Below are 26401 nucleotides of genomic sequence, written 5' to 3' on the forward strand. Positions count from 1 at the left end.
GTTTGTTTTAATGTCAAACGATACCATTATTGTATCTTTACTGACTATTTTATAGTGAAAAACAGCTGTTATATAGCCAGATTATCAGGTAAATTGTCCGGCATGGACGATAATTCACTCAACACTTTGTTTCCATAACGCCCGAAAAGAAGATAAATCAGGGCACTGGGAAGCTGCGTTGTCAGTCCGGCCTGGTTCTTGAGAGGCACTTTCTTTTCCGACGATTTGTCCAGCTCGATGCGGCCTTCCGTTTTTTTCAACGGTGACAGCATAATGGCACTGCAAAGGTTCTTGCATTCGTTTTCGTCTATCAAAATTTCCGGCAAGGCATTGCTCCGGCCTCCAAACATAAGAAGCAACAACTTGAACTGTTGCCAATGATATACGGTGGCCTGCCCTTCGTTCATCAGTTCCACCTCAAAGCCATAACTTTCCAACTCACGTTTCAGGACACGGCTGTCGGTGGTAATTTGCTCCAGTTCCTCGCGGCGTTTGTTCCCGGCACGGTCAGGGTAGAGAATGATACGCTTATTCAGGGAATCAGCACCGAAAAACTCATAGAACTGACGGGCGAGTTCGGGCTGTTCATCCGGGTAACAGCAATAGAGTTCCTTTATAATACGGAGCTGACGGCCGTATTCCTTTTCCTGCCCGACAACAAGGCTGGAAAAGTGGCCGGGGTCATATCCTACCAGTAGCTCGTCACGCTTGTTGTAGTGCTTCAAATAGCGGGCTGTGAGTAGAAAATGTTCCCGCAGGTCAAGTCGTAGAATGGATTCATAAATATAGCTGTCTGCATACTGATGTTTCTCCTTGTTGTAGTTGGCGAAGAACTTGTTGATAACCTCCTTATGGCGGATAGCGCAGATGGAAGTGAGGAATTCGTCCATATCCAAGGTCTCAAGCTGCGTCTTGAAGAACTTCGGACCGAGAATATCCTTGTTGCAGAAGGAACTGGCACGGACGTACAACGTGGCGTTACGGCGCATGTCTGCCAGGCGGGGCTGCCATAAGGATATGATGCGATCCTGCTTGATGATTTCAAGACGGATACGCTCAAGGGTAACGGGGTTAGTCGTTTCCCGTTGTGAGTTTATAAGCTTGTATTTATGATAGATAGCTGCATTCACATGAAGCGCGACTGTAGATATTTCCTCCATCAGTTTCGTATCCATGTTCTTTTCATACTCCTCGAACCAGTCATCTTCACCGAGATCCACACGCGCGGTATCGGATACGCCCGTGATACCTTGGTAATAAGGTGACCGGCGTATTTCGGCACTGGCACCACGGAGGGAAGGGAACAAGCGGGTTTTCAATTTCTCCCCTTTGTTGTGTTTCATCTCTTCAATGATGGCGTGGACGGCAGAGCGTCCGGCAACGGACTCCGGCTGATCCGAACTTACCAACTGGATGTGATGGCCATCCCGGAAAACGACACTGTGTTTGGGGTAGGATATGGGATATCGGGGCTTGCGGAAATGAGAAGGGAGCTTATTTTCGCCCACCACATAATCGATGCCATACTCCAGCATGGAGCGCACCTTCCCACCTACGGTGACTTCTCTGGAGAAATAAGCCTGAAGGTTGGGCCATACGTTCGTCATCAAGGCAACGTAGGTCTTATGTACCAGGAACGACAGCTCGCCTGGCATGTCATTGGCCACACGGATGATGCGAGGGCCGGTGATACCTTCCGTCTTACCACCCGCACGTGCCACCTCGGCAAATATGTTGTTGGCATCAATGACATTGACCAGTATCTGCATCTGGTTCATGTAGTATTCCTCAAACCGGGAAGTGATTTCAATATCTGTTTCCATCTCACTCTTCATTAAGTTCTTCGTATTCAGCTTCCTCAATATCCGCATCGCGCAGCAGGCGCTTCTTCTCGGCCTTCTCGATGGGAAGGTTCTCTATCAGGTTCAGATAGAAGCCTTTATTGTGCTTGGAGGCAATCTCCTTCAGGGAGGCCTTGCTGTATCCCAGGTCTTCCGGAGTAAGTTCGGGAGATATCAGGAAGACGATCCCCAGATTACGGTCGGCTTCGGCAATCTCGGCAGCACGACGACGGCACTCCAGGGCGGCGGCATAGCACTTGCCCTGGGTTTTGTAGTCACCGGCAGCCGCACATAGTTTGGCAAGATCCTCGTACTTGTCGGCATAGTTGGACTCCCACACCTTGATGGACACATTGTTGTCGATATTGAAGTAATTGATGGCCGCATAAATGCGTGCCTTACATGTACGTTCATCCACATTAATCTGCTGCTGGGCATTGATGCGCTGGCGCAGCTGCTTGGCGGCACGGGTGATGTTACGCTCGTATTCGTAAATCTCCGCCGCCCATTGCAGCTGCTTGAGGAATAACTGCACATCGGCAGGAATGCCATCACACTTCCCGGTGGTGAGGAATGCGGATATCAAGTCCGGATGTATCTTATCAAGGGTGTCGAGTCTGGTCATATTCCAAAGAGTTGGTTTCTTAAGTCTTTGACTGTCCGTTCCTGCTTACGTGTTTCCAAGGTCTCAATGGCCGACACATCACCGGTCTCGGCTTTCTTGGCAAGTTCGGCATCGATATTGTATTCTCCCAGGGCACAACCGTTACGGTAGGCGTCGTAATATACATCTCCGGGCATCAACAAGCGGACTGTCAGTGCCGTCCTTTCCTTTCCACGCAGGCCGAGAAGCGTACATATACGGTGGGGAGTGTATCCCAAAGCACCGAAAGTACGCACTTGGGATACATATTCATCGCCTATCAGGACGGCTTTATCAGTGTCTGAAGTTAGAGTGAGTTCCTTTTTCATTTCAACAAGGATTGGGTATCTGTAACAGAAAGAATTTCTCCATTCCGGATTAACTGGACGGGCTGCTCAGAGAACATGGCGCGGTACCGGTGAATGGTGGCTGTAACATATTTCGGGTCTATCTCCATAGCATGACAGATACGGTCTATCTGCTGGCATGCCATGAGTGTAGAACCGGATCCGGAGAAGATGTCGAGGACTATCTGACCGGGAGTGCTGGAGTTGGATATTGGATATGCCATAAGGGCTATGGGCTTCATTGTCGGATGTATGGCATTGCGCTGCGGCTTGTCGAAATTCCAGACAGTAGTCTGCTTACGGTCGGAATTCCATTGATGTCCGGCACCCGGTTTCCAGCCATAGAGACAAGGTTCATGCTGCCATTGATAATCCTGGCGTCCCATCACCATAGTATTCTTTACCCAGATGCAGCATTGTGCAATCTTGAATCCCACTTTCCTGAGAGAAGCCCGGAAATTCTCGCCTTCACTGTCTGCATGGAATATATAGTAGGATCCTCCCGGCTTGAGTACGGCGAACATGACAGAGAACACCTGCCTGAGAAAGGTGGCGAACAAGTCGTTTTCCATGGAATCGTTCTGGATGGTGAGTTCCTCCTCTGTACCGCCTTCATAGTTCACGTTGTACGGTGGGTCTGTGACGCACAAGTCCGCATGCTGCCCGTTCATCAACGCCGTGATGTCCGATTTGGAACGGCAATCGCCACACATCAGACGATGGTTACCGAGCAACCATATATCGCCGGGTCTGGCAATTACAGTATCTTCAGATGCAGGAACATTAAAATCAATGGCATCTTCCTGCACATTTTCCGACTCATGTTCTTGGGCAAAAAGGGGGGAAACCTGCCCGAAATCAGTGGTCTTGACCTCATAACCCAGGTTGAAGCGCTGCAGGGTGTCAGAATCTATATTATATTTTTTGAACAGCAGGGTATCCGGATTCCTGGTGGCAAACTCGGAATTATAGGCTGCGATTTCCTCTACCGCTTCCTTCTTGTCTGCCGCAAAAATGGGTTCATAAGGTATTTCCGGTATTGTAAACCCGGACTTGCGCAATGCAAGCAGTGCCTTCCGTCTCTGATGGGCATCGATAATCCAGAGCTTTCCGTCCGGATCCTGCCAGGCTTTGAACGCATACTTGAAACCACGGGTGATGATAAGCATCTGCAGTTTCGATAATTTGTCAGGATCAGACTTCTTGAAGTCCTCCTGAAGCTCCAAGAACGAATCCAGCGGGGCAGTAGGCAAACCACCCAAATTAAATACTTCTATCAGCTTTTCCATTTTACTTCGAATTGAATTTTTGCAATATTGCTTTGAACAGTGATTCCCGTTCACGGTGACGTCGAAGATTCTCCTTGTCTTGGGTGCGCTTGTTTTGCCTGTCAGCGCGTTTCAGGTAACACTCGTATCTGCGGATATTGTCCGTCACATTCTTATGCAGGCGCAGGAACTCCTGCGGGTCCGTCTGCAGCAGCTTCTCCAGTTGTGCTCTCTCTGACTGGTGGGCTATGAGCGGATGAATGTAGAGGAACTTCCCAGTGTCGTTGAACGATTGCAGCTCATCGAATGCCTGGAGATTACGGATACGCAGTTCCACCATGTCCATGATGTCACGCTTCTGCGGTTTTCTTTCCAGACTTTCGTCGAGCTGCTTCATCTGTTTCCAAGTGACCACACGGTCGTTGTAGATGAGTGTGGCTATTTGGACTTGCGGGTCGAAGAGGTTGTCCCAGTCGATTTGCGGGTATTCCTCTTGTTTTTGGACTTTTCCGGAGTTTCTTTGGCCGGCTCTTTTTTTTTCTCTTCTTCCAGCGCCTGCTCAGTCTCCTGGGCACGGGCTTCCGCTTCATCCCTGGCTTCCTCCGCTTCATCGGCACGCTGTTCGGCTTCTTCAGCACGGGCTTCCGCTTCCTCAAGCGCTTGTTTCAACTCTTCTGCCGAGTTGTCTACCGGAGCTGTTTCAGGCTTTTCAATGTCGTCATGTGGACCGGTTCCTTCAGCATGTGTTGTTTCCCCTTTGGGCATTTGCTGTTTTTTTTCGGCCGGTTTTTCCGCAGCAGGGGCTTCTGTTTTCTTTTCTCCGGCATCTTCTGCCTCTTTTGCGATCATAGCCCGGCGATACTCACGTATCTTCTCACGTGTAGCACAATCTAACAGTGCATAAAGGATATCATCGGCATAACGTTTGGGATTGCGTGAGAATGTGGCAAGCTGCGGAAATCCAGGAACTTCTTTAGCCAGTAACTCAAGGTCATATTGTGCCACATCCGGATTCCGGAGAGCCACGAAATGTGTCTTCTTTTCTTTGAAACTATACATAACATACAGATTTAAGTCTTACAAGCCAACACGCTGCCTATAAGGGAATTCTGCTGACTTGTAAGAGGTGTTTTTTACTAAGCTGTCTGCACACGGCTGCCGGATACCTCGACAAGTGTAGAGGTATCAAGCACCATGAAGGTGATGGAAGAACCCGCTTTGGCTGTCCAGGTAGCTCCATCCTCAAGCACAAAGCTGTTGCCGTCGGCAATGGTGGCCGCCTTGTCGGTACCGGTACCCTCAAGTGTGATGTAACGTCCCTTATCATTGGCTGTCAATCCGCTGACAGTGGAAATGGCGTATGTGCCTTCACTGCCATCGGGGATGGTATAACGGTTGTTGGTGGATTTAATGGCAAGTGCCGTTGCGCCAGCCGTGTGAGCAGCTGCCGGAGCACGGACAATATCGCCCGTATACTTGTAGTACTGGTCAATGCTTGTACGTGTGAAGGTATAGGTTACATAACGCCCGTCCTTGTCATTTTTGGACTCGAAGGAGGAGAGTACCATCGGACGGTCATAGTTGCCGAGGATGTACCACTGCGCATCGCCCACTTCCTTGAAAAGGATGATGAACTTGCCTCCGGCATGCTGTTCAATGAAATCGAGCAGCTGGTCACGCATGCCGCCCATGACGGCAACAAAAGTGTTGGTACCGCTGGTGGTAATGTCACCCTTCTCGCCGGTTGAAGTGTAGGTGGGAATATCGTGAGCCGCAAAGTACTTCATGTATTGTCCGGCTTTCATCGGGATGGTGCTTATCTCTCGTTGCTGGTTAGGAAGCGGAAAGGGCACATCGGAATTTACCTGGTCGATATCCACCAAATAAATCTTATAGGCGATGTTTGAGCCATGCGTCTTACGGTCGGATACATCGTCCACGTCACCGATGACCATCATGGCGGCCAGTGTGGTACCGGAAAATCCGTAAATTCCCAGCACAGAACCGGGAGACATGACCATGTCAAGAATAAACACGAGTGCCAGAAGCACCATCAGCGAAAGGAAAAACCGGACCTGCATCTTACGGGCGGCCTGGTTCCCTTTACGGAAAGGATTTGAAATTCTTTTTGCTTTCATAAAATTTTAATTTTTAAGTTATAAAAAACACGGAGCGGGCTTAAGTGGACCCGCCCCGCGCTACCTGAAAACAATCTGTTCTTATAGACAACCAATTATCTGACTCCAGGAATGTTGGGCTGGAGTGCAGCGTTCACTTTGCGTACACCGCCTACCTGACGTTCCAGTTCCAGGAAGTTCCCCTTGCTGTTCAGGATTACCATGATATAGTCACCCTCTTTGGTAGGAGTATAAGCTTCCGTAATATCGGCGAACTTGTCCGACTTGGCGATGGTAGTGGCATTCTCTGTGCTGCCACATTCAATGATGTAGGCTACACCGGCTTTGGCTCCCGTAATGTCCGTAATGGCTTTGGCGGCAGTGTTGGCCGCTGTTATCTGCCAGAATCCCTTTGAAGCATCGACAGTGGTCGCGTCTGCTGCCATATCAACGGCAGGTTTGTTCATGAAGATCTGTTGCCATTCGTAATTGTTGGCCTTCAGCTTTTCCAGGCTGTCAAAACGGCGGCCGGTGAACGAAGCGGCGGTACCTTCTTTCCAGGTGGACCATGCCTTTACCAGTTCCATGTCCTCTTTCACCTTGATAGAGAGCATCTCGCCCGGTACGAATTCCAGGAACTGGAGGTTGCCCGGAACATCCATGAACATGAGGGGAAGCTGACCGAGGTAAGGCAACCAGATGATACGCATATTTGTGTCAGGTACCACATTGCGGTAACTGTCCGGACCGGAAAAGTCAATGTCCTTTCCATATTTGGCGCGGACATTCTTAATCCACCAGGGAAGATGGGTCTTATTCAGATAGAGGACGTGGCGGTCAAGATCCATGTCTTCTGTGCAGGATGCCACCACATCGCCGACAAACTCCTGAACGGAATCCAACATGTTGGAAGCCGTGTAGCTGCGATAGGACTCATCGTCATGGGGAAGAATCTTAAACTCATGCATGTAGCGGACCAGTGTGTATATGATTCCGGTCGATGCGTTCAGGTAACTGCCTGCGACACCCGTTTCCGGCTTGACATAGATACCCCGCATACGGCGTTTGTTCTGCTCCACCTGCGCAGTTTCCAATGAGTTCAGGATGCAGAACTCGATCATGTTCCACTTGATAGGATCGGAGCCTTCCTTGTTCAGATAAGCGATGTACATGCGCTCCAGTTCTTTCATCGGACCGAACTTGAGCTTAATCATCGCATCATCCACATGACCCATCTCGTTCTCAAGCTTCATGTCACCCTTCCAGATTTCACCCTGCTGGTAAGCTTGGGAAACTTCGGAGAAGAAGGCATTGAACACGAGGTCATGGTCCTGAATCCCATAGCGGACGGGAAAATACTGCGTGAGGTCGCGGACTGCGAGTACACGGGCAATCAAAGCGTCCTGGCGCAGGACCACATACTGGTTGCCCACACCGGCTGTATCCACCCCTTCGTAGTTCGTACTGAATTCTCCGACTGCCAGACGTTTGGCGTCAAGCATGCCGTTTTTGTGCAGATAATCGTAACGTTGCTGCAGTGAACGGGAGAAAGTAACGGCCTGGCGACGGAAAGCGGCTCCTTCATTATCTTCTTCCCATGGACCGTAAGAAGAAGCGGAGGCCGGATTGGCAGCAATTTTGTTCCAACGTTCGGACATGGAGAACATCGGATTTTCAATACCGAAAAGATACCGGGAACGGTCTGCCGGTCCCGTGAACATGATGGAAGCGGCTGTCACTGTCTGGGAAGGGATATCATCCTCCGCGCGGTTGTTCATATTGTCAACCAGGCTCTGCACAGCAGTGGCCAGTTGCACCAGACCTTCACCGTTGGCTGGCTGTGAAATGGTCTGCACCGGTCCATTCCCGCCGTTTCCCTCTTCCGTGGCTGTTGAATTGGTTTGTACCGGATTGACGATACTTCCAAGAATGGACTGTACCTGGTCAATCTGTTCCTGGGTGACGGCAACCGTTTGCCGTTGCGCCGCCTGGTCCGCAGCCAAGTCATCCTGAAGGATAGACTGATACTCCTGATTATAGGAGTTGACTATCTGTCCCCATTCTTCCTGGGTCAGTTGATTGGCTTTCGCTTTGTCCAGCAGATTCAGTTTCTGCAGGACGGTCTGAATTCTTTCCTTTAAATTCATGATAAACAAAAGTTAAGTTATAAATAGTTGAGAGCACTTCTTTTTATATTCTCAATCTCCATATAGCTGCGACCGAGTTCTACAGCCTTAGCCACAGCTTCGGGAAAAGTCATGGAGGCGTCAACCAGCCCTTTATCGATGGCATGCGGAGTATCGAACGTTTCACCACGGAATACCGGATCGTCTTCCGGCAGGTTGCCCAGTTGCGGTCTGGATGCAAGAACGGCGGCAAGGAACTGTTCATTGGGTGGATCCAGTTCTTCTTTGATGTACTGTTCCGGTTTCCCTCTGAGCAAGTCATCCGTCTTTTTATTCTTCAGGTCTGATTTCGTGGCTTTGGCCTGGATGAGTTTGAGACCCATCTTTTCGAACCATCCGTCATAGTTACAAGTGGAAATCATGGTTCCTATGCAGCCGATGGTATCATAGGCCGTGAGTGCGGCAATGAAACTGGAATGGCAGGTTATATAATAGCTGGCCGAACAGTTGCACTGCTCCACCAATGTCATGACAGGCTTGCCGAGTGAGCGCATCGTTTCACTGAGTCTGTCCATATACCATGCTTCCCCTCCCGGAGAGTTCACATGCAGGAAATGGCAGGTTATGGCCGGATTGGCTTCTGCCGCAAGCAGGTCCCGTTCGAACTGCTTGGAGGAGAAATACCACTGACAATCTGAGGTGATGAATCCCCAGATACGGTGATAGGCGATACTGCCTTCAGGAAGTTCGTCAGAAGAGAAGTCATCGGTGACGGTTATACCCTGGAGTTCTGAACGGGCCTTCATTTCCTGCTGAAGAAGTGAAAGGGCCTTTTTCGATGTCTCTTTATATGTGGGAGGATTTTCATTGAAGAAAAAGGATGTCGGCTGCAGACTGTCAGTGGACACCAATGGAAAAGCCTCTATCATGGCAGAAGACAAGCCCTCTGCCGTGATAAGAAGCCGGTGTATATTTAAAGTAAGAAGCTGGCGTAGATAAGTTCTGTTCATTGCGTATCTTTTCAGCGAAGATAGGCAGCCTGCAGAAAGGGGTGAAGGACGCTACAATAGCGGGGAACTGAGCATTTTGCATTCAATTTTCAGAGTCGCCGAATTCAGATTGGGCGATATCGAGACAATGGCGGGTATTTTTTTGTCCCCGATCCGGAAACTCCGGTGCCTGGTGTCAGTGAACTCGACAATGCAGAACCTGCCTGCCAGGAAGTCTTTCATCACTCCGGATGGAGGAAGGCTTATGCTTATATCTTTATTGCAATTGAAACAGCGGCCCGCCTCTGAAGATTCCGGTACCGGAGTAAACTCAAACTCATCGGCCATGAACCGATAGACATCCTGGCGCATGTTACTCACCGGATAGACTTTAATCTGAATGGAAAGTTCTTTCATATTAGGATATTTATTTGTAATTCAACAAGTTCGCCATACATAGGACATTTTGTCCGCCATTTTGGGACAAAACGCATAGTTCGGTCGGTGATTTTTTAGCCGTTTTTTAACTTCTTTTTATATTCGCGGCGTTTTTTCCGCTTGCGGATGTTCTCCCGCCACCGATAGAAGTTCTTCAGCAACGCATCCTCACTGATGCTGTCTATGCAATACGCACATAGGAAATTGTGAACGATATCGATATTGTTCAACTCATGCCCGTTCAAGTCGTTCTCGTCCATTGCCGTATGAAGTTCCCGGTTGAACATCCTGCGTATTTCCGTTTCTATGATTTTGGCCGACCGTGGAGACAGATAGTTGTATATTTCCGGATCCTTACCGATACGCCTCTCCGGGAGTATGATAGTCAGATTACCGTCATCTATGGGAGACTGGTTCTGATGACGCCGCGACATCAGTGTCCATATCACATGGTACAAGTCCGTATTGTCAGGAATACGGAAAGGTTCATCCGCACCGTTGTTGTACTTTCCACGCAGATATTCAGCCAGGTAAGGTGTAATTGAAATACTCGTCGTAATCATGCTCATTTCCTTAAAAAAATTTTTTGAAACCGTTTTTGTTTATTTTTGCTTCCAACTGTCCTACAGTCCAACAGCATTATTAAAGTTACTGATTATTATTTAGTTATACAAATTTACTATAAAGAAAATACTGTTGGAGGACGTCCAACACGTCCAACAAGCCGCATTTTTTGCCGTTTTTGTTGGACGGAGCCAGTTGGATGGTTGAAAAACGGCAATCCAACACGTCCAACAGCGTCCAACAAGACAACGCCATTGTAGTATATATATATGATTAAATAGAAAATATATACTACTATACAACAGAGAGTTACATTTTAAAATCCTTTCTCTTGTTGGACTGTTGGACTGTTGGACGCCTCTTTTGAAATATTTTCTTTTCAAAACTCCCTCTATATTGCTTGTCTTTTTATTCCAGGGGGTCTGGGGGATGGAGTAGGGGGGTATCATAAGATACCAGGGTGATGAAACCGAACGAAATGTCCGCAAATCGGAATATAAAAAAGCATTTATTCCCGATGGGACGGCCACCGGGAATAAATGTCTGGTTTGTGATATAGGAAAATGTAACATCAGAAGTCCAGCTCTTGGGGGGCACCGATTGCCCCGATAGGGTCATTGTCGGGATTATTGTCAACACGGGATTCTTCAGAACCGCGTTGCAAATCAATGCTATATAATTCTCTGAAAATTTCGTAGTTGATAGCTATGCAACTGGAATTGGTACACTTCTTCTCAACTTTACGCACCATGTCATTGTTGAGCTTTACCGGAATTCCGGTTTCATTGGGAGTATCTTCCTCGAAACCGCCGCGTGGTACCTCCACGACTTCATACCAATTGAACCGGCGTGCATGGACAAAGCCCAGGTAACTGGGATGGGAGCGGAGGTTCTGCTCGATGGTCGACTGCGTTGAGTCTTCCTGATTATAAGAAGAACGTGCGTACTGCGTATAGATGGTACTGACGCGTAGGAATAACACGCGGGTTCCTGCAGGAATAGGAACCTCCTTTTTCTCTCCTCCGGGCAGCTTGATGGTGATTCGTTCCGGTGTATCAATGGCGAAGTCCCTGCCTTCCCTGATTGCCTTGGTATCAATCATCACATCCATAGCCTTGAAGAATGTGGCCAGTTTATCCGTCTTGGAAATCAGTTCCACCTGGAATTTGATTTTATCGCAGGCTATTTTAAAAAACTCCTCATAAGTGAACGGTAATTTCAATTCTGTATAATCCTCAATCAGTCTGCATGTCGCCAGAAACAATGATGCAGTCTTCATGAGGCGGTCAATCTCACCGGCATTTATCAGCGCCTGCTTCAATTCATCATAGGATTTCTGCTTCAGTGCCCGGAAATGCTGCATTACCAGCGGACGCAGCTGAAGGACTTCAAAGAGGACATTCGACAACCCGATTTTGGCCGGATCCTCTATATCCTTGAGTTTGTTGAAAAGCTCCACTTCCTCCCTGGTCCGGTTTTTCGGTTTGGGGACTTCGCAGACTATAATACGTGACATGAGTGCATTGTCATCACGTTGGGGAGTTTCCTGGCCGCAAATGACAACCGGCGCGTACACCTTGTCGTTTTCTATCTCCTTGCCGGATGTGCCTTTACGCTTCTGTCTTCCATCGCCATCATATACTATTCCTTTAAGTGCCTGGAACTTTATATCTGATATATCCTTATTGTTGTATTCATCAAGGACAACCGGTACATCCCGGAAAGTGCTCATCAATGTGGACATGGCAGCATCGGTACCGATGTTCAGGTTGAAAATCGGTATCTTGGGAGAAATGAACAGGGAACGGATGGATATCGCAATCTGTGTTTTTCCGGATGACATCGGTCCCATAAAGAATGGCGCTGTAAACAAACGGTCTATGCAGTGTATATTGCTTCGGAAAGCGCACATGATGGCAAAGAGAATGGCCCATTTCCCGTTGTCGTTGATTTTATATACACGGTCCATCAGTGAGGCCCATTCGTCGAAAGTGCAACGTTTGTCTATAGGGATTTCCTTATAGACAAGCTGTGAAATAAGTTCATACTTGTCGGACTGCTTGCCGGAACCGGCATATATGGTGGAGAATGCCGGCAGATAATAGTTCTTGCCATTGTGGGTGACCACTCCAAGCTCATTTACCGCATCAAATCTCGGTATTCCGTCAACAACATGGAAGATGCCGTTGGCAAATGCAAAAAACAGCTGGTCTTCCCGTCGGGAAAAACCGTCTTCCTGCTGGTTTCCGTATGTGATAATTTCTCTACAAGTAATATAATTATTGCTCATATATGTGCGTATTTTTTCCCAATGTTTTTCTTCACCATTGTAGAAATTTACAGCTTCCAACATAACTAATTTTTCTACAAGAGTGCTTTTCTTGGCTAAAACCTTGGAGTTTACCTCAATATAAAGTGGCGTTTTGAATTTACGACGATTTATTCTAAGGACACGCTTGTTTTCCTCGTCGTTATCTGAGTAAATATGCAAGAGTGGAATCATGTAGAAGTCACCCACCAAAGTGTAACCCGACTTTTCATTCTTGAAGAGATAGCATACTGGCTCCCCCTGCTTGTTGAGTTTCGGATAGTAATTGAATTCTTGAAACATCTGCAGATATTCCGGATTGTCCTGGACATAACGGGGAAGTTCGTTCGGATCATAATTATCTTCAATATAATCGTCGTCTGTCCGCTGTGCATTGATGAGCATGCGTGACTTACGTTTGGCCAGGTAAGGTCTGACTATTTCATTCAAGGCTTGCTTGGTCAGCCCCAGGCAATTCTGAAAGTAGGTAAAATTGATGATGCGTACCGAATCTTCCGCGTAGCTGATTATTTCAGCACAACGTTCGATATAGGAAGTACGTTCGCCATTATAGGTCTTAAAAAAACATTTGTGCAGGAATACGTAGAATTTCACAAAGCTGAAAGTCTCGATGATATCGTTTGCCTCCCCATCCATGTTTTCCTCGTCGTCACTTCCTTTCTCATCATTATCATCCTGGACATCCCGTTCGACCGTTATGGTGATATTGGAGAGCCCGGCACGGAAAATGGCAGATAATCCGGCAAGGTAACCGGATTCCGTACCGTCCTTTGCAATGGTAAGGCCATCGCTGTCAGAGGTGAACATCTGGCTTGCCTGACGCAACTGCTGTATGTCGTTCATTCCAGGAATGCCATGGACGTATGCTATGGGGGCATCTCCATACAAGGTGAGGAACTCCTGATAATTCGATGTCAGGATGCAAGGCTCATTCCCGCTACGTGCCTCCGCAATCATATCGATACCATATATGCCGGGAGCCATCTTATCTTTCTCCTTGATGGAAGCTGTCTTCCGCTGCCGCAAGATGGAATTCACTTTCCGCTGGATGACTTCCGTGTTGCAGCCGAAAATCCCGGCCATTATCTCTATGCACTTGAGAAGAAGCGTTTCCGAAGGGATGACAGATATGAGGGTTGAAAGCCGTTGCATTGCCTCTTCCTCTCTGTTTGGGTCGGTTCCGGGATTCTTGCCTCGTAAGGAGATGGCAAAATATTGAAGGAAATTCTGTTCCCGGTTTGCAAGCCATTTTCCGGTTTCAAGTTTCTGCTCCTGGGCAATATTATCAGGATCCTTCCCTTCAGGAAGCGGAACTGCACTGACCTGGAAACCCGCACGCAGAAAAGCCTCACAGTTGACCAGTGACGCTTTCAGCCCGGCTGCATCCGCATCATATACAAGTATCACGCGATGGGTGAACCGGCCAAGCAGCTGTATCTGTTCCGGAGTCAGTGCGGTTCCGCTGGTGGCAACGGTATTGCAGACACCGAACTTGTGCATGGACATGGCATCGAACTGGCCTTCGACTATATACGCACAATCATATCTTGCAATGGCAGTACGTGCCTGGTACAAACCGAAAAGGTGAGTGCCTTTCTTGAACAACGGCGTGTCCCCGGTATTGACGTACTTGCCGGTGTTTTCCTGCGGGGTCAGCCAGCGTCCGGTATATCCGTTTATGTTGCCCTTGATATCAAAATAGGGAAACATGATGCGGTCCTTGAAAGTGTCGAAGGTGAAGTTCTTCTCGCTTCTCTTCAGGATGTCCGTTTCAAGCAGCTTCTGTTCGGAAAATCCGGCTGCAAGCATCTCCTTTTTAGCCAGGTTGCCTGCCGGGGCATATCCAATTCTGAAATCCTTCAGGACCTTGTCATCCAGGCTGAACCCTCTGTCATGCAGATAAAGTTGCGCCTCCGGAAGATGCTTCTCGAAAAAGAATGCGGCGCCTTTCATCGCTATACGCTGCGCTTCACGTTCTTTTACCCTGGCCGTTTCCTCGTCGGACATCACCCGTTCAGGGAGAGAGATTCCCGCACGGCCAGCCAGCCAGGTGACAGCCTCGTTGAATGACATGTTCTCATGATCCTGGACAAACTGGATGACATCCCCTCCCTTGCCGCAGACGAAACACCTGTATGTCTGTCTTGACGGGCTAACGGTCATCGACGGATGTCGGTCTGGATGAAACGGGCAGATCCCTATATAATTGATACCTCTCTTGTGAAGGGATACAAATTGGCCGATCACGTCCGTAATCTCGTTGGCATCCTTTATTCTCTGTTTTAATTCGTCATCAATCATTGTTCTTCAAATATGCAAAGTTGACGCGCTGCGAATGCCTCCTCCAGTGTTATGCCGAAATACTTCGACAACGCGATATATTCTTCTTGGTTTATATTTTTTCGGCCATAGAAAATATCCCACCAGCGCATCTGGTTGATGCCTACCTCCTGGTAGAAGGCACGGTTGGGCATGAAATTTTCCGGATGCCGGAATTTCAGTCGGAGAATCTCCTGCACCAGATTCCGCTTGACTGTCTGTCCCACTACAATATGCTTCCGGTGCATATATAACTGTACAGCCAATGCGGATCTTCCCAAATGCTCCGCCATTTGTTCCAATGTCTTCTTATTGACATTTTCCCGGACGTATCTGTCCTCATCGGGTTGCCATCTTCCATTGTTCATAGCTTTCTTTCCTCCATATCTGTGTATAGTCTTCATTGAATTCGTATTCAGAGTGCCCGGTGATATAGCAGCAACAGAATTTGATAAATAGTTCCTGCTGCTCCGGTATGACCGAGCCCCCGATATCATAGTAATGCATGACCTTGAGCTTGTCGAGGGCACTATATACCCTCGTCTCAAACTCAAGAAAAGCGTCGACGCCAAGCGTCTCCAAGAAACAGTCTATCCAATCAAGATTTTCCATTCTATATTTCAATAGGCTTTCCATATCATCAAGGACGTTATCTGCTCCTACAGTTCCCGCGTTTCCTTCAGGCTCCCAATGAACAAGTTCATCAGTCTCGCATATAGTCCGGAAGCTTCCTTCAGATTATCCGGATTCTTGCCGGTAAGCTGCACCTTCATATTATCCTTGGAGTAGTCATGGCATATAGCCAAGTGCAGCTCCCGGTTCCGGTCATCAACTACCGAGACCTTCACTTCCTCCACCACACTCCCCAGTTCTGAGGCATCCAACCACAAATATGACTTTTCATCTGTCTTCAGATGGCAGTACCGATGTACCTTGCCACCTTTACGAATTAACTCCACTTCGACGATTGTCGCTACTTGATTGGTACGCAGAATGCGTACTTTCTGACCTTTCTTCATTGATATTTCTTTTTTATTCATTACTGATTTGTTATTAGTCAATTAAAAAGGTCTTGTATTCCAATAGTTAAGCCAATGCCCGAAACAATCACATCGGTTCCCGTCATTTTCCTTACGGACAAAAGCGAGATTGTTTCTATCAATCAATGGCTTATCGTAAGGGTATTGTTTTACTCTGATTTTATAGGCTCGTAGCGCAAGCCTACGGTTCTTTATTTTATTCATACCTTCTTTTTATTAATCAATTATTTCAAATGTAACTTTTACTTTTTTACAGCGAAAGCCTTTCTTATACATCTGTTTCCATGTTAAACCAGTTCCGTCCAGCCAGTATCTGACACAATCTCTTCGGTAGTACTTTTGAGTATTCATCACAAGTGTACCATCTGGATAAGCTATCATGTACATTATCTCTTTACGCATAATGTTTCTTTCTTTATTGTATTGATTATTCGTTTATATTAGGAACCTGTCCAACTTTTATATAGTAGTCAATGCTTTCAGGTGCAGAGGGTATCTTTCCTTTTATCATATCAACTACATAATTCCATGAACGCATTACGTTCCGATCTAAACATGATTCTCTTTTAGGGGAATCAAGCGCATTTGCTACCATCCGAAGTGTATCAGCTATTTCTTTTAGCTCCCAAAGAGGGACTTTTATCATTTTAGTCAATTCGCTCATATTTAATTTGTTACTCGTTAAATGACTACCATCACATTTCTTTTTATAATAAATATAGTATCCGTTATATAGTATGTGATTGCTTGCCTTTCAGCATCTCTCAGCAAGTCTTTTTTTAAGATTTGATAGTAGGAGTTGGTACACTCTGCGTAAACCATTACCTCTCGTACCCTTTTTAAATCATCCAAAAAAGATTACGGATTATGCTTCTTTATCAACTTAGTTCTCATCTCCTTTTTTATATTTTATCTCAAATACTTTTTTTACAGTATCGCAGATAATGGCCACTATAGGTATTGCACAAACAAGCGCACAGCTAATCCCTCCCCAATCCATTGTTCTATATTCATATTTATTCGATTACATTACAAAACATACACAACTATATGCTCCACTTTCAGGTATTCCCCCGAAGTCAACCCTGATACACAATTCTCCACAAATGACAAATGGCTTATCGCTCATCACCTTGCCATAAACACCATAATGTTCGTGAAATACCTCTGAACCCGGTTTCATCGAGTCCAATGCCTTTTTCATTTTCTCGGAGGTATAAACGGTTATCCATCTGTTGGAATAATTGTAATAAAGCAGTCCGGTATCGAGAGAATCGCACATCTTCAATACGGTCTCTTCCACCTTCTGCCGGCTGAATACGACGCTGGTCTGCAGCTTCTGCACCTTAACGTCCGGAAACTTCTTTTTGAATGTTGTTTTGGTTACCATGATTCTTATTATTAGATTGTTATAACTCTTTAAATTCCTGCTCCATCCGGCACTTTCTTACGTAAAGTCCATCAATAATGTACTGGGTACAATACTTGGGAAGGGGGATAACAACAAGGTCACGAGTACCCCTATCGGCATCGCGATACACACAGCATTCCCTGCTGCTTTTTAGGATTGAATCAAGCAGGGAATCACACTTTTCAATCTCTTCCTTGAGGGTTTTGGCCCTCTCAAACGATTCATTGTTCATATTATCTTAAAAATAATGGTGTGATGTACATGGGGGTGGAAATTTTTGCTTGGTAGAATATCCCATCAGCTCCAGGTTAAAGATGTCCTCTCCGATTTCTTTCCACGCCGAATATACACCATACATACATTCACGCGCATAGAAAGGCGGCTTGTAGGGGTCGCATACGCAGATTATCTGCACATGTGATTTTCTGTTGTATGATACCAGCTTCGTTCTGGAATCATCGAATAAATCTCCAACGACATGTTGGCCAGGGCGGATATTGTAACAGTAACTGTTGTCCTGATACACGTCAAGGGTCTCCCAAGGATATGTCGGGAAATCTGTCATTTTCATATCTTCTCCCATATTACCGCATATTAGATAGACACCCGATTGCAAATCCTATTATCCCAATATTTATCATCAAGACGATAATATCAAAGAGAAAGAGAATTCGGTAAGGTCCGGATGCTTTCCGCATTGCCCAAACACATAGTATCAAGGCGGCCACCAATGCAATCAGAGATGTCCATAAAAAAACAATCACATTACTCATCACTGTCCTATTTTTGCGAATTCATCTATCTTATCTGCCAAAGCATAACAGCCCATCACCTTTTCATAGGATATGATACAGACAATACTGTCACTGTCATGCTCCACAAGAATAGTCCACTGCCCGTCCTTACCGCTCTCAAATACATCAAGTCGAACCGGACGGCTGCGTAGGTATTTCTCATTCATAACCTTAATCTGGTGCTCGATGTCACACTTCAGTGCATCCAGAGAACATTCGTCAGCAATCAGATGTCGGTCAAACTGTTGCACGTATATCTGTAATGCCCTGCCTTTTTTGTTGACATTGGCATAAGTCTTGATGTTGTCTATAAAGTATCTCATAGCATTCAGATTTTATGTATTTACCAAGTATTGCTCCATAAGTTCGGGGATATCTTCTATCATCTTCAGCATGCACTCATGCGGTGCATCGAGAAATGAAATAACAAGGATACTAAAGTCCTGGTCTATCTGCCGAACTTCGTCTACCTGCAGGTAGTCCAGCGCATCAACGGCATCGACGAAAGGAAGATGACTCTTGAGTGCAAATCCACAGTTGCATATTGCTCTGCCCGAAGCCGTCGGACGTGGAATCCACATCCTGAACTGTCCGTCAGGAGTGGAAATGGAAGAAAAACCTTTGTTATTATTCATATATTCTGTTTATTAAGTTAGTAAATCGTCGTCTCATATAGGGGAATCGAACCCCAGTCGCAGCAAATCTTAAGTATACCGCTACCATTTGAATGTAGTATGAGGGGCCGGACTATCTTCGCAGACCGTCACAGCCATAGAATACACATTAAACACAGATGGCACACCTCACGGTGGGCTTATTTCATTTGATTCCGATGCCAGTAGGAAATCATCTCACCCACATTACGAACCTTGATTTTTGCCTTGATATTCTCCCGATGGCGGTTAACCGTACAAGGCGAGATATGCAGCTCTGCCGCAATTTCATCTGTTTGGCAGTTAGAGGCAATGAGCCGGAATACATCCATCTCGCGATCGGTCAGTGCTGTATCAAGCTCCGGTCTGCATATCACCCCTTCATGTTCACATTCACCCCGTAACGGGCATTTGACCTCCTCGAATACAAACTGTCCATCCTTGTTAATGTCAAGATTGTACTGGTCATACTCTCCGAAATTGCATCGGATGAAACGATGAACTACCCGGAATTCATAATGCCACCGGTTCATCGTGCTGCTGGAGTAGAGTTGCATCAGCCGGGCATGTGCCTTGGGGTATCGATCCCGGATAATGGCAAGCATGTGTTCAATAGTTGGGCGGTCGGTGTCCTTAAGAACCACCGCCGACTGCCCGAACTCCTTCATCATAATATCACCTTCAGGAGTGTTGTAGAACTCGATGTTTTGCAACATGACGTTTAGAAATGATTGATATATTAGTTTTGACTATAACATCGTCCTGTTAATTCTTCGAAGGGAATGAAGGAGCTGTACTGAGTCATTAGCTCATTAAAGCATTTTTTCTCTAATGGCTTAAAAGTATTGTTGCGTAGCTTTACATAAAAAGAAGGATACGATATACCACTCTTTTCCAAAAATGCCTTTTTGAATTCTTTTTTTTCTTGTTCGCCCAACGCATCATACTGGTCTTTAAATACCATTTTACTAAGATTTTGTCCTTTTTCCATTATTAGTATATTTTTTAGTCTTATATTTATACTGCAAAGGTGTAGAAAACTATTCTATTAGGCAAGTTTTCTATCCTATATTTGTGATAACGATTACTTATTTATACTTTATCTAAACAATAAAACATGTTTAATGGCTTGAAAATACATAAATTGCTTGAAGAAAGAGGACTTACTAAAGTAAGCCTATTTACCCATATAGGTATATCTAAGAAAGGACTTGATGATATTATAAATGGAGTTCATGCGCCTAAGGTTACTTATGTAGAAGCACTGGCTGATTTTTTCAAGGTACCAATAGATTTCTTTTTTGATAGAGATATAAACTCTTCTGGAATTAATATAGGTCATCAAGTCAAAGGTAATGGAAACAAGGTATCAGGAAATATAACTTTAAGTGAATGTCAGAAAGAGCTTGAACACATGAAAGCCCTTTTAGAAGAAAAGGATAAAATCATAACTGAGAAAGAAAGAACAATCCAAATATTAATGAATAAATAACCTTTAAAATATAAGAGAAAATAGACAGAAATAGACAGAAATAGGCAAATAGACAAATATACAGATATGTAAGTAGTTGTTATTTAAGTAGATATGGAGTGTGTATCCCCTCCCTCCAGCTCCACGGAAATAGTAAAAAGAAGTTTGTAAGTCCTTGAATTCCAGTAATTCAGGGGCTTTTTCTTTTCTTCTACTCCCCCTACCTTTTATATTCATTTAGAAAACAGTTGTAGTAAATGTGCTACAATTCAAAATTAATATCTACTTTTGTCTGTTCAAAAATCAATAACTATTAGAAGTGGGGGCAACACTTTAAATTCTGCAACAGATTTATGAAAATTCACGAAGGAAAATGTACAGAGAAGATTTTGAAAGAACGTGAACGGATTGGTAACCGGTTAGCCATTCTTCGCAAGAAGAGAAATATGACCCAAGAGGAATTGGCTAATCTTTGTGGTGTTAATCGTGTTAATATAGCCAAGATAGAGAAAGGGGCTTATAATGTGAGCATTGATATACTATCTAAGGTAACATCCGCTCTTGGTTTTGTGATAGATATAAAAGTGGATAGCTCTGTTTGTCCGACTCATTTCTCTCAACGTAAACCTGTAAAGCTGGTAATAGGGGAAGATTATTATGTCAGTTTTGGCAATAACGAAGCCCATAGATGTAAGCTGGTGGATATTCCGGAGATGTACCAAGGTCAAAGAATTAAAATCGAAACTCCGACCCCGAGAGGGTCTATCACCCACATATTATTTGCCGATGAAATAGGAACGACACCTGACGAGGCTGTAATGAACCAAGTAACGATGTAAAAACATTAAAAGGGAGGAAGTGCAAGTTCCCCTTTTATTGAAATCACCTTCGCTACAACCATCTGCAGCGAGGGTGATTTTTTAGTTTATGAGGGTTTCTACACACCCTCTTTCATCAGGGCTATTCAGAAATTTAATGGTTTCTTCTGAATATATAATCTTAAATTGATGGTTCGGAATCAATTCTAAAGCTGGGAAATCAGTAGTGATTAACAGTTTTAGTCCCTTTCTTTAATATGTAAAAGCAACTTGTACAAAAGAAGTTTCTTATGTACGGGATAGCAGCAATAACTCCGTTGAGCCTTCGTGGGGACAAGCCGAATTTGATTTTATAATGTGGGTTTATAAGGTACAGTCTCCGGTCAATGATTTGATAGTTGGCTTGCCGGGCGATGCGATTGAACAGTTCGATGGTGCATCCGGTGCTCTTTATATCCAGTAGCTCCGTGATTACGCGTTCCTGCTCACCGCATAGTCTTAATATCCATCTGTATAAAGTGCGGGGAAGGAGGTGGAGAAAAGGGAAATGTGAAACAATGTGGCTGTGTGCTATCTGCTGGTGGCCTCCGAATGGCATTTGCCAGGCGGGAAATCCTACAAATACAGCTCCGTCGGCAGACAAATGTTTTTGTAGGCCGGAGAGGAACCGTTCTTTGTCTCTGATATGCTCTATCACATCGTGTAGAAGAATCAGGGGAAAATTCGTAGCCTTGTCCTCAAGCTGGAAAATGTCGGTGGCAATGAACTGTCCCTGCTGATGCCTTTGGGTGAAGAAGGTCCTGGCTTGCTCTATTCGCATGGCATCAATGTCTACGCCCATCACCCGGCAACCGGCTTTGGCAAAGGGAAGCAGATTGCCTCCCTCTCCACAGCCCACTTCCAGCACTTTATCGGGGATGTGTCCGATGACTTCCTTTATGTAGGGGATATAATAGTTCTTGCTGGTCTGTGACTGTTCATCAAAGTAGCTTTCCCGGTCGGTATGTCGTTTCTGCATGTTCTTTGTTCCTTCTTGAGTTTAATTATCCATATAAATAGATAATCAGTCGGGTAAAAGACTGCGTGGCGCATCGTTTTTTTACCAGGAAATGCGGAGGCCTACCGGGAGGGTGAATGTGAACGGGTGTTCCTTTCGGATGGTGCGCAGTTGGCTGCCGTCGGGGATATAATAGTTTACAGTCGGCTCCAGATAGATGCCTGCCTGGGGTGTGAGGCGATATTGTATGCCTATACTTGTGTTGACCGACCACTGCCAGGGAGCACTTACCGGCTGGCTGTCGAGCTTGTGTGGAATACTGTCCGTGACATGGAAGCTTTGGAGTGTCCCTTTTATGGGGATATCCACCTGCATGCCTGCCGTGGCATAACCGGAGAAACGTTTGTAATGCCAGAAACGGTAGGAAAGCCGGAGAGGAATGCCGATATAATGTAGCTTCTGGTTGTCTTGAATGCGGAATGCTTCGCCGGTAGTGAACTCCGACCTGAGAAGCGTATATTGCAATCCGGTTTCCAGACTCCAACGCTCATTCAATTTCTTGCTGAGAGAGAGTCCCACGACGATGGGGGCATGATGCTGCTGGTTCTCAACAATCCTGCCGCTGTTATTCTGGGCAATCTGCATGAGTCCGATGGAATCTTTTCCCAGAGTACCCTGCTGATAGCGGGTGTGCAGATAAGAATAATACTCTTCCCACGTGCTGACTTGTTGAGGGAAGTCACTTGAAATGCCGTCGGTATGTGGAGTGGCAATCAGCTTATATAAGTTCTGTGCCAGTTGCGGTCCGAGTGAACCAGCCAGCATCAACTTCCATTTTCCGGATTTCTTCTTGCGGGTTGGCGGCATCAGGGAAGGGGAGGAGGCGAAAGCCATCTGCCGGTTGGTGATGGTCTGTCCGGTGAATGGAGAAGGTATGGGATATTTGTGGATACTATCTTTCATTGTGGGTATGGCAAGGGGCCATTCTGTGGAAACTGGAACGGGAGGGATGATTCGTTCCCTTTTGTTCAGATTTTCTTTAGTATGGCATTGTTCGCCGGTTCGGGGAGTATCGGTTTTCTTTGTTTGTTGCGTACTCCCGGCTTGCCTGGAAGAAACTTTGGACAAACGGTTTTCCCTGATACTCTTTTTCTCTCTGTACAGATAGTCATACAGCGTTGGAAAGAGAAGCAATACTGTCAAAACAATGAATACACGGTATCCTGCCAGCATCTTTTTAAGTAAAATTTTCGCCCGGAACAATTGGGAGGAAGAGGAGTGTGGCGCTATACCCAGTAAATCTCCGATTTCTTTGTGGGACAATCCTTCCAGTACTGCCAGTTTAAATACCTTGCAGTAGCCCTCCGGAAGGCTCTCCACTATATCCAGCATCTTATCGTACGAAATGAAATCCGGACAAAAAGGATTTTCAGCAGGCTCTTCCTCTTCCGGAATATCTGTCAATGGGATGGTGGGGTTGGCATTGGCATGGTTGAGGTATTGCAGTGCCAGGTTTCTCATAATCTTTTTCATCCAGTATTCCAGTTTCTCCGGGTTGCGCAGCGAATGAATGGAAGTGAATATGATGACAAAACCGTCGTGAAGAAGATCTTGGGCTATCGTTGGGTCGGGAATATAGCGTAGGCATACTTTCAGCATTTTCTCTGAATAGTTTTCGTAGAGCAGGCTCAAGGCCTGCCCGTTTCCCTTCTGGCATAAAGTGACAAGAGCTTTTGTATCCATGTGTTTGTCTCAATGTTATTTCTTAAGGATAGAGAAGAACATGAATGACTGCATGGATTTTTATTTTTTAACTAAGCCTCCCGGTTGACTTCTGCTGCACAGTCCGGACAAATGCCTTTCAGTACATAGTTGATGCTGTTCAGTGTAAATCCTTGAGGCAGCTTCACCACCGGAGTGGGAATGTTGGTGAAGCAGAAGGTTTTGTTGCATTTCTCGCAATGGAAATGGGTGTGCAGGTCGCTTACGTCGCAAGAGCAACTGTCGCTGCACACGGCATACTTGAAGGAACCCGTCCCGTCATCTATACTGTGTATCAGATGATGGGAGAGGAATAGGGTAAGGGTACGGAAGATGGTGGATTTGTCCACCGTATCCAGCATGGTTTCAAGGTCGAGCAATGAGACGGAACGGCCTGCCTGCATCATGGTGCGCAATACCAGGATGCGGATGGCAGTGGGCTGTATGTCCCTTTTGGCCAATAGGTCCAAATATTTCTTTTCTTCCATTTTTTCTATTTAATAAGTTTTTGTATGCGTATGGCGTTCACTATCGCAATGAGGGCGACGCCTACGTCGGCAAAGACAGCTTCCCAAAGTGTAGCGATTCCACCGGCACCGAGGATGAGGACAAGCAGCTTCACTCCGAAAGCCAGCGAGATGTTCTGCCAGACAATCCGGTGGGTTTGCCTGCCCGCATGAATGGCGGTGGCCACTCTCGAAGGCTGGTCTGTCTGTATCACTACATCGGCGGTTTCGATGGCGGCATCGCTGCCAAGTCCGCCCATGGCGATGCCCACATGGCTAAGGGCAAGAACCGGGGCATCATTGATGCCGTCGCCCACAAAGGCTATTCGGTTGGCAGGGTTGCTGCGGAGTGCCTCGATGTGCTTCACCTTTCCGTCCGGCAGCAGGTTTCCGTATGCCTGGGTGATGCCTAGCTTTTCTGCAAAGTTAGTAACAATGGCTTGTTTGTCTCCCGATAATATCTGAATATTATTGATATTTAAAGCTTTTAATTCTTTGACGGCGTTGACGGCATCTTCCTTTAATGTGTCTGATAGCAACAGATAACCGGCATATTTTGTTCCGATGGCGCAGGCCACAATCGTATCGACAATTGATGACAATTCATCGGGATATTCTATCCCGAACTTAGTCAGCAGGCGGGTGTTCCCCACCAGGACACGCGTTCCATCCATAGTGGCTTGCAGTCCGTGGCCGGCAATCTCCGTAACGTCCGTTGTGGCAATCAGCTCTATATCTCTTTGTTTGGCATAGCTTATGATGGCTTTGGCTATGGGGTGCGTACTGTTTCGCTCTGCCGAGGCGGCAAGCTGTATCAACTTCTCTTCCGTAACTCCCGGTTGTGCCTGGCAGGATTGTACATCGAAGGTGCCTTTGGTCAGCGTACCCGTCTTGTCGAATACCACCGTGTTGACTTGGGTGATGGCATCGAGGTAGTTGCCACCTTTGAAGAGGACACCCAGGCGGGAGGCGGCGCCGATTCCTCCGAAGTAGCCTAACGGAATGCTTACGACGAGGGCGCACGGGCAGGAGATAACCAGAAAGACCAATGCCCTGTATAGCCAGTCATTGAAGATGAACGAGAATTGTGCATCTGCCAGCGAATAGAGGAAGGGGAGCAGTACAATCAATGCCGCCAGTCCGGTGACGGCGGGCGTATAGATACGGGCAAACTTACGGATGAAAAGTTCTGCCGGCGCTTTGCGCTCGGAGGCATTCTGCACCAGTTCCAATATACGGGAAAGAGCACTTTTCTCGAAGGGTTTGGTGACTTGGATGCGTACGACTTTGTCGGTCGCAATCATTCCGGCAAGCACTTCCCCGCCCTGGCGGATGTTGCGGGGAACACTTTCTCCCGTCAGTGCAGAGGTGTTGAAGGCGGCAACTTCGTCCAGCATCGTTCCGTCCAGGGGGACGCGCTCTCCGGCTTTTACTTCGATGGTTTCGCCTACCTGCACACGTTGGGGAGCTTCGACAAGCGTACTGCCGTTTCTGATGACCGTTGCCGTTTCGGGACGTACGTCGAGCAGGGCGCTGATGTTACGCTTGGCTTTGTCTACGGCTTTGTCCTGAAAGAGCTCTCCCAAGGAGTAGAAGAGCATGACGGCAACGCCTTCGGGATATTCGCCTATATAGAAGGCGCCGAGGGTGGCGATGGACATAAGGGTGAATTCGCTGAACACGTTCTTTTGCAGGATGCTTTCCCAGGCTTCCCTCATCACCGGGAGGCCTACGGAGAGATAGGCAAGCAAGTACCATATAAAAGGTACATACTCTCCCTTGAAGAAGGTGGCGTCAGTAGCATTCAGGATGAGACTTCCGAAAAGTAATAGGGTGGAGAGGATGATTCTCCAATAATCTTTCAGCAGACTGTTTCTTTTTTCTTGTATCGCTGTATGTCCGTGTGTGCAGCAGCATTTGCAACTCATATTGTTTCCTCTTATTTTCTATTTTCTGCAGCAAAGGTAGC

At 46.4% G+C, this 26401-nt stretch carries 29 protein-coding genes; 2 read left to right on the top strand and 27 right to left on the bottom strand.

Features of this window, described 5'->3' with window-relative positions:
* Positions 1-68: 68 nt before the first annotated feature.
* The 23 genes from DXD78_RS16170 to DXD78_RS16290 form a co-directional block, all read right to left on the bottom strand.
* The gene (locus tag DXD78_RS16170) at positions 69-1823 is read right to left on the bottom strand and encodes a hypothetical protein (RefSeq protein WP_117652855.1); all 1755 of its coding nucleotides are present in this window, start codon (positions 1821-1823) and stop codon (positions 69-71) included.
* Position 1824: 1 nt separating this feature from the next.
* Positions 1825-2466: a hypothetical protein gene (locus tag DXD78_RS16175; RefSeq protein WP_044467555.1), complete on the bottom strand. Its 642-nt coding sequence runs from the start codon at positions 2464-2466 to the stop codon at positions 1825-1827.
* Positions 2463-2813 (bottom strand): hypothetical protein, encoded by a 351-nt coding sequence (locus DXD78_RS16180; protein ID WP_117652836.1) that lies wholly within the window; start codon positions 2811-2813, stop codon positions 2463-2465. The genes DXD78_RS16175 and DXD78_RS16180 overlap by 4 nt, the downstream gene beginning before the upstream one ends.
* The gene (locus DXD78_RS16185; protein WP_117652837.1) at positions 2810-4120 is read right to left on the bottom strand and encodes a site-specific DNA-methyltransferase; all 1311 of its coding nucleotides are present in this window, start codon (positions 4118-4120) and stop codon (positions 2810-2812) included. Before DXD78_RS16185 ends, DXD78_RS16180 begins: the two co-directional genes overlap by 4 nt.
* A 1-nt stretch (position 4121) precedes the next feature.
* Positions 4122-4496, bottom strand: a complete 375-nt coding sequence (locus DXD78_RS16190) for a hypothetical protein (RefSeq protein ID WP_044467552.1) — start codon at positions 4494-4496, stop codon at positions 4122-4124.
* Between the two features lie 41 nt (positions 4497-4537).
* Positions 4538-5158 carry a hypothetical protein gene (locus tag DXD78_RS16195; protein WP_117652838.1) on the bottom strand — a complete coding sequence of 207 codons (621 nt, stop codon included), beginning with the start codon at positions 5156-5158 and terminating at the stop codon, positions 4538-4540.
* Between the two features lie 77 nt (positions 5159-5235).
* Positions 5236-6237 carry a hypothetical protein gene (locus DXD78_RS16200; protein WP_117652839.1) on the bottom strand — a complete coding sequence of 334 codons (1002 nt, stop codon included), beginning with the start codon at positions 6235-6237 and terminating at the stop codon, positions 5236-5238.
* Between the two features lie 95 nt (positions 6238-6332).
* Complete coding sequence (locus DXD78_RS16205; protein ID WP_117652856.1) at positions 6333-8363, bottom strand: hypothetical protein; 2031 nt, start codon at positions 8361-8363, stop codon at positions 6333-6335.
* 17 nt (positions 8364-8380) lie between these two features.
* Positions 8381-9352, bottom strand: coding sequence for a S49 family peptidase (locus DXD78_RS16210; protein ID WP_117652840.1), 972 nt, complete (start codon positions 9350-9352; stop codon positions 8381-8383).
* A 51-nt stretch (positions 9353-9403) separates the two neighbouring features.
* On the bottom strand, positions 9404-9748 hold the full coding sequence (locus DXD78_RS16215; RefSeq protein WP_117652841.1) for a hypothetical protein: 345 nt from the start codon (positions 9746-9748) through the stop codon (positions 9404-9406).
* A 95-nt stretch (positions 9749-9843) separates the two neighbouring features.
* Positions 9844-10332, bottom strand: a complete 489-nt coding sequence (locus DXD78_RS16220; RefSeq protein WP_117652857.1) for a hypothetical protein — start codon at positions 10330-10332, stop codon at positions 9844-9846.
* 572 nt (positions 10333-10904) lie between these two features.
* On the bottom strand, positions 10905-14963 hold the full coding sequence (dnaG, locus tag DXD78_RS16225) for a DNA primase (protein WP_117652842.1): 4059 nt from the start codon (positions 14961-14963) through the stop codon (positions 10905-10907).
* On the bottom strand, positions 14960-15385 hold the full coding sequence (locus DXD78_RS16230; RefSeq protein WP_233534024.1) for an XRE family transcriptional regulator: 426 nt from the start codon (positions 15383-15385) through the stop codon (positions 14960-14962). The genes dnaG and DXD78_RS16230 overlap by 4 nt, the downstream gene beginning before the upstream one ends.
* Positions 15321-15593, bottom strand: a complete 273-nt coding sequence (locus tag DXD78_RS16235; RefSeq protein ID WP_117652843.1) for a hypothetical protein — start codon at positions 15591-15593, stop codon at positions 15321-15323. Before DXD78_RS16235 ends, DXD78_RS16230 begins: the two co-directional genes overlap by 65 nt.
* 47 nt (positions 15594-15640) lie before the next feature.
* Positions 15641-16000, bottom strand: a complete 360-nt coding sequence (locus DXD78_RS16240; RefSeq protein WP_117652844.1) for a hypothetical protein — start codon at positions 15998-16000, stop codon at positions 15641-15643.
* A 448-nt stretch (positions 16001-16448) separates the two neighbouring features.
* Positions 16449-16685 carry a hypothetical protein gene (locus DXD78_RS16250; protein ID WP_117652845.1) on the bottom strand — a complete coding sequence of 79 codons (237 nt, stop codon included), beginning with the start codon at positions 16683-16685 and terminating at the stop codon, positions 16449-16451.
* A gap of 360 nt (positions 16686-17045) precedes the next feature.
* Positions 17046-17411, bottom strand: a complete 366-nt coding sequence (locus DXD78_RS16255) for a hypothetical protein (RefSeq protein ID WP_117652846.1) — start codon at positions 17409-17411, stop codon at positions 17046-17048.
* A 19-nt stretch (positions 17412-17430) separates the two neighbouring features.
* A complete protein-coding gene (locus tag DXD78_RS16260) occupies positions 17431-17664 on the bottom strand; it encodes a hypothetical protein (protein ID WP_117652847.1) in 234 nt (77 codons plus the stop codon).
* Positions 17665-17670: 6 nt separating this feature from the next.
* Positions 17671-18003, bottom strand: a complete 333-nt coding sequence (locus DXD78_RS16265) for a hypothetical protein (protein WP_133303572.1) — start codon at positions 18001-18003, stop codon at positions 17671-17673.
* Between the two features lie 201 nt (positions 18004-18204).
* Positions 18205-18549, bottom strand: coding sequence for a hypothetical protein (locus DXD78_RS16275; protein ID WP_117652850.1), 345 nt, complete (start codon positions 18547-18549; stop codon positions 18205-18207).
* Positions 18550-18561: 12 nt separating this feature from the next.
* Entirely contained in the window at positions 18562-18861 is a 300-nt protein-coding gene (locus tag DXD78_RS16280) for a hypothetical protein (RefSeq protein WP_117652851.1), read from the bottom strand.
* Between the two features lie 179 nt (positions 18862-19040).
* Positions 19041-19595: a response regulator transcription factor gene (locus tag DXD78_RS16285; protein WP_117652852.1), complete on the bottom strand. Its 555-nt coding sequence runs from the start codon at positions 19593-19595 to the stop codon at positions 19041-19043.
* Between the two features lie 23 nt (positions 19596-19618).
* On the bottom strand, positions 19619-19870 hold the full coding sequence (locus DXD78_RS16290; RefSeq protein ID WP_117652853.1) for a hypothetical protein: 252 nt from the start codon (positions 19868-19870) through the stop codon (positions 19619-19621).
* A 126-nt stretch (positions 19871-19996) separates the two neighbouring features.
* On the opposite strand from DXD78_RS16290, the gene DXD78_RS16295 reads away from it, so the two are divergent.
* On the top strand, positions 19997-20371 hold the full coding sequence (locus DXD78_RS16295; protein ID WP_117652854.1) for a helix-turn-helix transcriptional regulator: 375 nt from the start codon (positions 19997-19999) through the stop codon (positions 20369-20371).
* Between the two features lie 332 nt (positions 20372-20703).
* Entirely contained in the window at positions 20704-21189 is a 486-nt protein-coding gene (locus DXD78_RS16300) for a helix-turn-helix domain-containing protein (protein WP_005831917.1), read from the top strand.
* A gap of 199 nt (positions 21190-21388) precedes the next feature.
* Here the strand turns inward: DXD78_RS16300 and DXD78_RS16305 are convergent, their stop codons facing one another.
* The 4 genes from DXD78_RS16305 to DXD78_RS16320 form a co-directional block, all read right to left on the bottom strand.
* Positions 21389-22186 (bottom strand): bifunctional 2-polyprenyl-6-hydroxyphenol methylase/3-demethylubiquinol 3-O-methyltransferase UbiG, encoded by a 798-nt coding sequence (locus DXD78_RS16305; protein WP_009038096.1) that lies wholly within the window; start codon positions 22184-22186, stop codon positions 21389-21391.
* An 81-nt stretch (positions 22187-22267) separates the two neighbouring features.
* Complete coding sequence (locus DXD78_RS16310) at positions 22268-23908, bottom strand: sigma-70 family RNA polymerase sigma factor (protein WP_009038097.1); 1641 nt, start codon at positions 23906-23908, stop codon at positions 22268-22270.
* A 71-nt stretch (positions 23909-23979) separates the two neighbouring features.
* Complete coding sequence (locus DXD78_RS16315; RefSeq protein ID WP_005831909.1) at positions 23980-24414, bottom strand: Fur family transcriptional regulator; 435 nt, start codon at positions 24412-24414, stop codon at positions 23980-23982.
* A 5-nt stretch (positions 24415-24419) separates the two neighbouring features.
* Positions 24420-26360: a heavy metal translocating P-type ATPase gene (locus DXD78_RS16320; protein ID WP_009038098.1), complete on the bottom strand. Its 1941-nt coding sequence runs from the start codon at positions 26358-26360 to the stop codon at positions 24420-24422.
* Positions 26361-26401 lie beyond the last annotated feature (41 nt).

The sequence above is a fragment of the Bacteroides sp. D20 genome, assembly GCF_003436255.1.
In the GTDB taxonomy this organism is placed as follows: domain Bacteria; phylum Bacteroidota; class Bacteroidia; order Bacteroidales; family Bacteroidaceae; genus Bacteroides; species Bacteroides uniformis.